Source organism: uncultured Microbacterium sp. (assembly GCF_963521695.1).
Taxonomy (GTDB): Bacteria; Actinomycetota; Actinomycetes; order Actinomycetales; family Microbacteriaceae; genus Microbacterium.
This window is the reverse complement of record NZ_CAUQWC010000114.1, coordinates 1-10357: the sequence shown is the minus strand read 5'-3', so window position 1 is coordinate 10357 and position 10357 is coordinate 1. Positions and strand designations below refer to the sequence as shown.

10 protein-coding genes and 1 pseudogene are annotated in these 10357 nt (G+C 68.0%); 1 reads left to right on the top strand and 10 read right to left on the bottom strand.

The features are described 5' to 3' along the window. Positions 1–193: 193 nt before the first annotated feature. Both RWP81_RS09790 and RWP81_RS09785 read right to left on the bottom strand, forming a co-directional pair. A complete protein-coding gene (locus tag RWP81_RS09790; RefSeq protein ID WP_314455491.1) occupies positions 194–673 on the bottom strand; it encodes a hypothetical protein in 480 nt (159 codons plus the stop codon). Positions 674–723: 50 nt separating this feature from the next. Next, positions 724–1194 carry an OsmC family protein gene (locus tag RWP81_RS09785; protein ID WP_314455487.1) on the bottom strand — a complete coding sequence of 157 codons (471 nt, stop codon included), beginning with the start codon at positions 1192–1194 and terminating at the stop codon, positions 724–726. A 145-nt stretch (positions 1195–1339) separates the two neighbouring features. Between RWP81_RS09785 and RWP81_RS09780 the strand changes: the two genes are divergently transcribed. Beyond that, on the top strand, positions 1340–2320 hold the full coding sequence (locus RWP81_RS09780; RefSeq protein WP_314455484.1) for an asparaginase: 981 nt from the start codon (positions 1340–1342) through the stop codon (positions 2318–2320). Positions 2321–2336: 16 nt separating this feature from the next. Here RWP81_RS09780 and RWP81_RS09775 read toward each other — a convergent pair whose 3' ends face one another. The 8 genes and pseudogenes from RWP81_RS09775 to RWP81_RS09740 form a co-directional block, all read right to left on the bottom strand. Continuing rightward, complete coding sequence (locus RWP81_RS09775) at positions 2337–3869, bottom strand: APC family permease (RefSeq protein WP_314455481.1); 1533 nt, start codon at positions 3867–3869, stop codon at positions 2337–2339. A gap of 228 nt (positions 3870–4097) precedes the next feature. Then, a complete protein-coding gene (locus RWP81_RS09770; RefSeq protein ID WP_055958073.1) occupies positions 4098–4871 on the bottom strand; it encodes a PP2C family serine/threonine-protein phosphatase in 774 nt (257 codons plus the stop codon). A 253-nt stretch (positions 4872–5124) separates the two neighbouring features. Next, a complete protein-coding gene (locus tag RWP81_RS09765) occupies positions 5125–5778 on the bottom strand; it encodes a large exoprotein (protein ID WP_314455477.1) in 654 nt (217 codons plus the stop codon). Positions 5779–5878: 100 nt separating this feature from the next. Beyond that, positions 5879–6628 (bottom strand): peroxide stress protein YaaA, encoded by a 750-nt coding sequence (locus tag RWP81_RS09760; RefSeq protein WP_314455475.1) that lies wholly within the window; start codon positions 6626–6628, stop codon positions 5879–5881. A 72-nt stretch (positions 6629–6700) separates the two neighbouring features. Continuing rightward, on the bottom strand, positions 6701–6961 hold the full coding sequence (locus tag RWP81_RS09755) for a F0F1 ATP synthase subunit epsilon (RefSeq protein WP_055958082.1): 261 nt from the start codon (positions 6959–6961) through the stop codon (positions 6701–6703). A 1-nt stretch (position 6962) separates the two neighbouring features. Next, entirely contained in the window at positions 6963–8411 is a 1449-nt protein-coding gene (gene atpD / locus RWP81_RS09750; protein WP_314455470.1) for a F0F1 ATP synthase subunit beta, read from the bottom strand. 22 nt (positions 8412–8433) lie between these two features. Then, positions 8434–9333, bottom strand: a complete 900-nt coding sequence (locus RWP81_RS09745; RefSeq protein ID WP_314455468.1) for a F0F1 ATP synthase subunit gamma — start codon at positions 9331–9333, stop codon at positions 8434–8436. A gap of 25 nt (positions 9334–9358) precedes the next feature. After that, positions 9359–10357: pseudogene (locus RWP81_RS09740) on the bottom strand (F0F1 ATP synthase subunit alpha); the annotation flags it as partial.

Sequence of the window (10357 nt, the reverse complement as noted above, 5' to 3'; positions counted from 1 at the left end):
AAGAAGGCCGTCACGAAGTCGATGGACTGGGTCGACGACGACGTGCGCTGAGCACATTCATCACGAACGGAACCCCGTCGGCGTCCTGCCGGCGGGGTTCCGTCGTTCGCATACGGATCGACGCCGATGCCCCGACCACGGAGACCGGTAACCTCCTCGCTCGACCGAGTTCCCGGCATCCGGATGCCGAGTCTCAGCGCTGCGGCTTCGGGTACGCCGCTCGCACCGCGTCGGACTGCAGGTAATCGGAGACGCCGATCAGCCGGATCGCGAAGAGGATCTGCTCGGTCACCACCCAGAACGGGTAGAGCCCCGGAATGGCCGCCAGCACGAGGGCGACGACGGGGAAGATGCGGCTGAACAGCTGCAGGCGCCGGAATGCCCAGTACCACCCGGCCCGCGCCCGCCATAGAAAATAGAACAGCGTCGTGGTGATGGCCAGCACGACCAGGCAGCGCAGCCAGACGGCGAACCCGACGTGGCCTCCGCTGACGGTCATCACCAGGGCGACGACCACCGTCGCCACCCCCAGGACGAATCCCAGGACCAGCAGGAGCGTGATCGCACGGAAGGCGCGGCGCACTTTCGGGTCGCCCGAGACGGCGACGCGGTGATCGGCCTGACGTCCGCCGGCGATCCGATCGAGACGCCGCAGGGTCGGTTCGAGATGCATGCGCTCACTGTAGGACGCCGCGGTATCCCGTGCGCCGACGCGCACCGCGTTCAGCCGACGGTGATCTCCGCTTCGTGTCGCACGGGGAAGTTGACCGAGTTCGCGATGAAGCACCACTCGCGCGCCTGACGGTGCGCCGCCCGGGCAGCCTCCACCATCGACTCGTCGGCCACCCGCACGCGGGGGCGCAGCACCACCTCGGTGAACGCCCCGCCGCTGTTGCCGTCCTCCTGCATCGTGCCGATCGCGTCGTCCTCGTACGCGGTGACGACGACCCCGGCCGTGGTGCACGCGTGCAGGTACGACAGCAGGTGGCACTCGCTGAGGGCCGCGAGCAGCAGCTCTTCGGGGTTCCACTTCGTGGGGTCGCCCCGGAAGGGCTTGTCGGCGGATGCCGCGATGGCCGGCTTGCCCTCGACCTCGAGGGTGACGGCGCGGTCGTAGTCGCGGTAGCCGCTCGTGCCGCTCCCCCGGTCGCCGGTCCAGGTCGAGCGCAGGCGGTAGTGATGCTCTCCGTTCATGCCTCCAGTCTGCCCCTCCCCCGGTCCCCCACCGCGTGAGTCGCCGCAATTCGTCGCCCGACGTGCCGGACGGGCACACCCCGACGGCGACTCCCGCCGACGACGGCCACCCGCTGGCGAGGGGGTGCCGGGATACCATGGAGGGATGCCCACGCCCCCCGCTTTCGCCGAGCTCGCCGTCGTCGACCGCAATGGTTTCATCGAGTCGCGGCACCACGGTGTCGCGGTCGTCCTGGCGCCCGACGGGTCCGAGAAGCTCGCCCTCGGCGACGCCACGGCCGCGTTCCTCCCCCGCTCCAGCATGAAGCCCCTGCAGGCGCTCGCGTGCCTCTCAGCCGGCGCCGACCTCGCTGACGAGCGTCTCGCGATCTCGATGGCGAGTCACTGCGGCACCGAGCGGCACGTCGAGGTGGCCCGCGGCATCCTGCAGTCGGCGGGTCTGACCGAGGACGACCTGGGTTGCCCCGCCGCCTGGCCGTCCGACGCCGCGTCGCGCGACGAGCTCGTCCGCGACCACGGCGCTCCCTCGCCCCTTCGCATGAACTGCTCCGGCAAGCACGCCGCCATGCTGCTGACGTGCGTCGCCAACGGGTGGTCGACAGCCGACTACCTCGACGTGCAGCACCCCCTCCAGGTGCACATTCGCGAGGTGATCGAGCGCCTCGTCGGCGAGCGACTCACCACCACCGCGATCGACGGCTGCGGGGCACCGGTCTACGCCATGAGCCTCGTGGGCCTGGCCCGCGCCATCCAGCGCATCGCCACGTCGTCGGAGCGCTCCCCCTTCGCGCTCCATCGCAGCGCCGGAACGCTCGTGCGCGCCGTGCGCGAGCACCCGTGGACGATCGACGGGCCGGGCCGCCCCGACACCCTCGTCATCGAGCGCCTCGGCGTCTTCAGCAAGATGGGCGCCGAGGGCGTACAGGTGATGACCGCCCCCGACGGCACGACGGTCGCCCTGAAGACGCTCGACGGATCGAATCGCGCCGGGCACGTCGTCGCACTGCGGTTGCTGGAGCGCACCGGCGCCCTGACGCCGGAGGCCGTCGCCGACGCCGTCTCGCACCTCTCGCTGTCGGTCCTCGGGGGCGGCCACGAGGTGGGCGCGATCCGCGCCACCGTCTGACGACGACGACCGCCGCTCAGAGGCCGCCGTCCACCGACCTCGGGTAGGCGATCGGCTCGTCCGGCACGAGCACCTCGGTGTCGCGGTTCAGGCTCTCGCCCCGGAAGAACGGCTTCGCCCCGGGGAAGGCGAACCAGATCAGCATCAGCACGACACCGATCGCGAGCGCGCCGATACCCATGACGAATGTCCCTCCGATCCCCAACAGCTCCTCGTTGCCGTACCCCACGTCGTACATGTCGATCGCCGACTGCACGAAGGCGTACGTGAGCATGAGGGCTCCAAGCAGCGGCAGGATGCCACGGGTGACGAGGTTCTTCGCCGAAGTGGTCAGCTCACGGCGGAAGTACCAGACGCAGGCGTACCCGGTCATGGCGTAGTAGAACGCGATCGCCAGGCCGAGGGACAGGATCGAATCCTGCAGGATGTTGTCGCTGATCAGCGTCATGCCCACGTAGTAGACACTTGCGACGATGCCCATCACGAGGGTCGAGAACGACGGCGTGCGGTAGCGGGGGTGCACCGTCTGGAAGCGGCGCGGCAGGGCCTTGTAGGCCGCCATGGCGAGGGTTCCGCGCGCGGTGGGGAGGATGGTCGTCTGCGTCGACGACACGGCGGAGATGAGCACCGCGACGATGAGCACCCAGCCGAACGGACCGAAGAGCCCGTCTTTGAGCGCGAGGAACACGTCATCCGCATTCTCGGGGTTCGCAAGGCCCGCGCCCTCCTCGCCGACACCGGCGTACATCATGGCAGCGACCGTCACCGTGACGTACGTGCCGAGCAGGATCACGGTCGTCAGCAGGGCCGCCCGACCGGGGATGCGCTTCGGGTCCCTCGTCTCCTCGTTGAGGGCGAGGCAGGTGTCCCATCCCCAGTAGATGAACAGGGCCAGCAGCACCGCTTCGATGAAACCGCTGTAGTCGCTGAACCCGAACGGGTTGAACCACGCGATGTCGAACGGGGTCGGGTTGGGTGCGGTGCCGTCGAAGAACTTCCACAACGCCAGCACCACGAACAACGCCAGCACGAGGTACTGCACCCCGAGCAGGACGTTCTGGATCCGCTCGCCGATCTCCACCCCGCGGTAGCTGACGTAGGTCATCGCCGCGATGAAGGCGACACCCGTCGCCGTGACGAGCGGCACGTTCTCGGCGAGGGATCCGTCGCCGATCAGCGACCACAGGTAGATGCCCGCGATCTGGGAGAGGTTCGCCAGCACCACCATGCCGGCCACGGCCACGCCCCACCCGCCCATCCATCCGATCCACGGCCCGAAGGCCTTCGTGCTCCACGTGAACGTCGTGCCGCAGTCGGGCACGTCGTTGTTCAGCTCGCGGTAGGCGAAGGCGATGAACAGCATCGGGACGAACGCGATGATGAAGGCGATCGGCGCCGACGACCCCACGGCGAGCACGACGAAGCCCAGGGTGGCGACGAGGGAGTACACCGGGGCAGTGGATGCCAGACCGATCACGGTCGAGCCCCACAGGCCCAGGGTGCCGGTGGCCAAGCCCTTGCCGGCCGTGCGTTCGGGTGCAGCGGTCATGACCTGAACGTAGGAGCCGCGCCCCACCGCGGTCAAGCGGAGACTTCGGGCCCGGCGGGCCGCGAGGCGTCGCGGCGACGAAGACGTCGGGCTGAGCGGTCAGGCGTCGCGGCTCTGACTCCAGCGGGGGTGGACCGCCAGGTCAGGAGTCGCGGCGCGGACTCCGGCGGGGCTGGGCCACGAGGTCAGGAGTCGCGGCTCTGACTCCGGCGGGGGTGGAGCGCGACGTCAGGCGTCGCGGCGACCGACGTCGAGGACGACGATGGTGATGTTGTCGCGGCCGCCGTTCTCGAGAGCCGCGGCCATCATCGCCTCGACAGCGGCGGCGGGGTCGGAGTTGGCCTCGAGGAAATGGCGGATGCCGAAGTCGGTGAGCTCTTTCGTGAGCCCGTCCGAGCAGATCACGAAGCGGTCGCCGTCGAGGACGTCGAGCCGCAGGTAGTCGGGCTTGACGCTGTCACTCGGGCCGACCGCACGGGTGATGACGTTGCCGTAGGGGTGGTTCTCAGCCTCTTCGGGGCTGAGCCGACCCGCGGCGATGAGTTCCTGCACGACGGAGTGATCGGTGGTGACCTGCACGATCTCGCCGTCGCGCAGCACGTACACCCGGGAGTCGCCGATGTTCAGCGTCACCCAGTGCGGCTCTTCGGTATGCGTCTCGAGGTAGACCCCGGTGAGGGTCGTGCCGGTGCCCTCGTCGGTGGTCTCAGGGTGCGAGACGATGTCTTTCACCGCACGCGACAGGGCCTTCTCGATGTTCTTCGTCGAGACCGCGCCACCTTCGACGACGGCACGCAGACGATCGACCGTGCTCGCGCTGGCGATCTCGCCGCCGAGATGACCGCCCATTCCGTCTGCGACGACGAACAGCGGGAATTCGGCGAGGACGGCGTCCTGGTTGACCTCGCGCCGCCGACCAGTGTCGGTGCCGGCAGCCCACGACAACTCCAGAGTCATCGACCCCAACGGGACGTTGCGCGTGTGGGTGGTCACCTCGGGCACGAAAGATCCTCCGGTTGGCCGACGACAGAGCCGGCGAAAACGCACGGCCCTGTCATCCTAGTAGACGCCTGGACGTGACCCGCGAACCTCCCCTGCGCAGTCGGCCCACCGGCGGCGCGAAGCGTCCAGACGCGGACGGCACCGGGTAACCGGACGAGCGTCGACGTCGTACCCGCTGGGCCGGTTCCGAGCGAACGGCTTCACCCGCGCGACGACGAAGGGCCTCCCGCCACGCGAGAGGCCCTTCACCGGATCAGAACTGCGGCGGCGCGGGCGGCGGGGGCGTCGAGCCCGGCGCCGGCGGAGGCGTGGAACCCGCTGCGGGGCCGCCGTAACCGGGCCCCCCGTAGCCGGGACCACCGGTACCGGTGGTCTGCTGACCGGGCTGCACCGGGACGCCGTCCCAGACGGTCTTGTCGGCGGCGATGGTGTTCGCCCAGGGTGCGGGCGCGATGGCCGGGTTCCAGCGGGCGGATCCGAAGGCCAGGATGCCGAGCCAGATGAGGGTTCCGACGCCCGGGATGAGCCACAGCAGCAGCAACGGCCAGTCCTTGCCGAACTTCAGACCGATCCGCCAGGCGACCACGACGCTGGCCGCGAGCGCCACGAGACCGAAGACGAAACCGATCACCGGGATGTTGCTCAGGACGCTCGCGCCGACGACCACGATGAGGTACGCCCACGGCGAGACGTCGCCGAGCTTCGCCGCGACGAGCGTGTTGTAGATCGGCACCCACGCGCGCCACTTGCCCTGCACGCCGGCCTTTTCGAAGATCTTCATGAAGAAAAACGACGAGATGATGTAGCCCGCGAAGATGCTGATGAGCAGCAGGGGCAGCAAGACGATCAGGAACGCGAGGGCAGCGAAGCCGTTCCCGTCATCGTAGGTATAAGACGAACCACTCATGTGGATTCCTTTCCAGGCGAGTGCGCGACGAAGCGTCCATACGCCCCGTGCGCTCACATGCTAGCGAAGCTGAGAGATCACTGAAAGACACGCCTCACCCTCATACGACGAGGGCGATCTCGCCGTCTCGACCGTCGACGATCGTCCACCCCGTCGATCTCGCCCAGGCTCGGAGCTCGTCGACGTCCGCGATCGCGGGGCGGTGCGTTGCAAGTGCACGCATGAACGCCCCCTTCGCGTGCTTGTTGAAGTGGTTCAGCGCGCGCGCCGCTCCCCCCGGCGTCGGCGTCACCACACGGACGTACGCCGAAGCGACCGTCGAAGGGAGGGGCCCGAGGGCGACGTACGCCTCGGACCGGAGGTCGAGCACGAAGTCAGGGTCGCTCGCGGCCACCGCGTCGCGAACCGCGTCGGCCCACACGCGTCGGAGCGGCAGGACACCGGGCAGAGACGTCCCCGCCGCGAGCCGATAGGCCGGGATCCGGTCGAGGGCGCCCACGGGCCCCAGCGGTGCGGAATGGATGGCGACGTGCGCTCCGAGCCACGAGCGTGCCTCACCGTCGAGGGACGCGGCATCCAGTGCGTCGTAGAGTACCCCGGTGTAGCGGTCGACGGCGGCCAGAGTGGGCGCGGTGCGAAGGGCTGCGTTGTCGGCGATCTCGTGACGGCGCTTCGCGCTCAGCTTGAGCACTCGTGCGGCGGCGTCCTCGTCGGCGGACAACGCGACCAGGGCATCCACGACGGCCTCGCGGGGCTCACGGAGGGCCGGGAAGGCGAGACGACCGATGTCGAGCGGGGCGCCCGCACCTCCGGGGCGCTTGGTCTCGGCCGGGGGAATCTGGACGAGCATGTGCACTCCGGTAAAACCACCTCCGCGCGCCCCCCGAGTGATCGGGCGACGCGCCTCGGCGATGAAGCGGCGTCAGGAGACGAGTGAGGCGTTTCCGGCGACGATGGTCAGCTCGTCGCTCGCCATCGACAGGAAGCCGTCCTCGGCGTTGGCCAGGATCTTCGTGCCGTCGGTGCGAGTGATGCGCACCTCGCCCTGGGCGAGGATGGCGAGCACCGGTTCGTGCCCCTGCATGAAGCCGATCTCGCCCTCGACGGTCTTGGCCACGACGAGAGACGCTTCTCCCGTCCACACCTCGGCGTCGGCCGAGACCAGGCTCACGCGCAGCGGCATGTCAGCCGTTCTCCTTCTGGATCTGCGCCCACTTGGCCTCGACGTCGGCGATGCCACCGACGTTGAAGAACGCCTGCTCGGCGACGTGGTCGAAGTCACCCTTGACGATGGCGTCGAACGACTCGATGGTCTCCTTGATCGGGACCGTGGAGCCCTCGACGCCCGTGAACTTCTTCGCCATGTACGTGTTCTGCGAGAGGAACTGCTGGATACGACGTGCACGCGACACGACGATCTTGTCCTCTTCCGAGAGCTCGTCGACACCGAGGATCGCGATGATCTCCTGCAGTTCCTTGTTCTTCTGGAGGATCTGCTTCACGTTGGTGGCGACGCGGTAGTGATCGGCACCGATGTAGCGGGGGTCGAGGATGCGGCTCGTCGAGGTCAGCGGGTCGATGGCCGGGTAAAGACCCTTCGACGCGATCTCGCGTGAGAGCTCGGTGGTCGCATCGAGGTGCGCGAACGTCGTCGCCGGCGCCGGGTCGGTGTAGTCGTCGGCGGGCACGTAGATGGCCTGGAGCGACGTGATCGAGTGGCCACGTGTCGAGGTGATGCGCTCCTGGAGCACACCCATCTCGTCGGCGAGGTTGGGCTGGTAACCCACGGCCGAAGGCATGCGGCCCAGCAGGGTCGAGACCTCCGAGCCGGCCTGCGTGAAGCGGAAGATGTTGTCGATGAACAACAGCACGTCCTGCTTCTGCACGTCGCGGAAGTACTCCGCCATCGTCAGGGCCGACAGGGCGACGCGCAGACGCGTTCCCGGCGGCTCGTCCATCTGGCCGAACACGAGTGCGGTCTTGTCGAAGACACCCGCCTCTTCCATCTCGGCGATGAGGTCGTTGCCCTCACGGGTGCGCTCACCGACACCGGCAAACACCGACACACCACCGTGGTCCTGCGCGACGCGCTGGATCATCTCCTGGATGAGGACGGTCTTGCCGACACCGGCGCCACCGAACAGGCCGATCTTCCCACCCTGCACGTAGGGGGTCAGAAGGTCGATCGACTTGATGCCGGTCTCGAACATCTCGGTCTTCGACTCGAGCTGGTCGAAGCTCGGCGCCTTGCGGTGGATGCCCCAGCGCTCGGTGACCTCGATGGTCTCACCGGGGGCGCCGTTGAGCACCTCACCGGTGACGTCGAACACCTTGCCCTTAGTCACGTCACCGACGGGCACCGAGATGGGGCCGCGGGTGTCGCGCACTTCCTGACCGCGGACCATGCCGTCGGTGGGCTTGAGCGAGATGGCGCGGACGAGGTCGTCACCGAGGTGCTGGGCGACCTCGAGAGTGATCTCGGTCGACTGGTCACCGATGGTGATCGTGGTCTTCAGCGCGTTGTAGATCTCGGGGATCGCGTCATGCGGGAACTCGATGTCGACGACCGGGCCGGTGACGCGCGCGACGCGTCCGACGACGGCCGCGTCGGTCTTCTCGGCGGTGAGGCTCATGGCTTCTTCTCTCCTTGGGAACTTACTTGCCGGATGCCAGGGCATCGGCGCCGCCGACGATCTCGGCGATCTGCTGCGTGATCTCCGCCTGACGCGCGTTGTTGCGCAGGCGGGTGTAGTCGGTGATGAGCTTGTCGGCGTTGTCGCTCGCCGACTTCATGGCCTTCTGGGTTGCGGCATGCTTCGCGGCCGACGACTGCAGGAGGGCGTTGAAGATGCGGCTCTGCACGTACGTCGGCAGAAGCGCGTCGAGCACGGTCTCGGCGTCGGGCTCGAACTCGTACAGCGGGTAGACCTCGGACTGGGCGGGCGCTTCATCCGCCTCGATGACTTCGAGGGGAAGGAGTCGCACCGATTCCGGCGACTGGGTCATCATGCTGACGAAACGGTTGTACACGAGGTGGATCTCGTCGACGCCGTCGTTATCGCCCCCGGCGCGGTACGCCTCGAGGACGGCATCCGAGATGGCTTCCGCCGTCGAGAACTGCGGGGTGTCGGTGTCGCCCACCCACTGGGCGACGCTCGGCATGCGACGGAACTGGAAGTATCCGACGGCCTTGCGCCCGACCAGGTAGTAGACGACCTCTTTGCCCTGCGACCGCAGCAGCTCCGACAGCTCGAGACCCTCGCGGAGGATCTGCGAGTTGAACGCGCCGGCGAGACCGCGATCTGACGTGAAGATGACCACGGCCGATCGGCGGATGTTCTCGCGCTCGGTCGTCAGCGGGTGATCGACCGACGAGTACGTCGCCACGGCGGAGACGGCGTTCGTCACGGCCTTCGCGAAAGGCGACGCCGCGCGCACACGCGCCATCGCCTTCTGGATGCGAGAGGCCGCGATGAGCTCCATCGCCTTCGTGATCTTCTTGGTCGTCTGAGCAGAAGAGATCTTCTGCTTGTAGACCCGCAGTTGTGCGCCCATGATTCCGTTCTCGTGTCGTCGCTACTCAGCGACGGCCTTTGACGATCCGCTCCTGGTTGACGTCTTCCGCCCCGGCGGCGTCGACCTTCTCGGCGCCGACGACGCTCTGGTCCTTGCCGGGCTGGAACTCCTTCGAGAAGGCATCGACGTGCTTCTCGAGCTCGGCGAGGGTGTCGTCGCCGAGCGCGTTGGTCTCGCGCAGGGTATCGAGCACCGTCGAGTTGCGACGGAGGTAGTCGAGGAGTTCGCGCTCGAAGCGGAGCACGTCGGAGACCTCGACGGTGTCGAGCTTTCCGTTCGTGCCCGCCCAGATCGAGACGACCTGCTCCTCGACCGGGTAGGGCGAGTACTGCGGCTGCTTGAGCAGCTCGGTCAGACGCGCACCACGGGCCAGCTGACGACGCGACGCCGCGTCGAGGTCGCTCGCGAACATCGCGAACGCTTCGAGCGAGCGGTACTGGGCCAACTCGAGCTTCAGCGTGCCCGAGACCTTCTTGATCGACTTCACCTGGGCGTCGCCACCCACACGCGAGACCGAGATACCCACGTCGACCGCGGGGCGCTGGTTGGCGTTGAACAGGTCGGACTGCAGGAAGATCTGGCCGTCGGTGATCGAGATCACGTTGGTCGGGATGTACGCCGAGACGTCGTTGGCCTTCGTCTCGATGATCGGGAGACCCGTCATCGAGCCGGCACCGAGCTCGTCGGACAGCTTCGCGCAACGCTCGAGCAGACGCGAGTGCAGGTAGAAGACGTCACCGGGGTACGCCTCGCGGCCCGGCGGGCGGCGGAGCAGCAGCGACACGGCGCGGTACGCCTCGGCCTGCTTCGACAGGTCGTCGAAGATGATCAGGACGTGCTTGCCGCCGTACATCCAGTGCTGGCCAATGGCCGAACCGGTGTAGGGGGCGAGGTACTTGAAGCCGGCGGGGTCGGAAGCCGGGGCCGCGACGATGGTGGTGTACTCCATCGCGCCGGCGTCTTCGAGGGCGCCCTTCACCGAGGCGATGGTGGAACCCTTCTG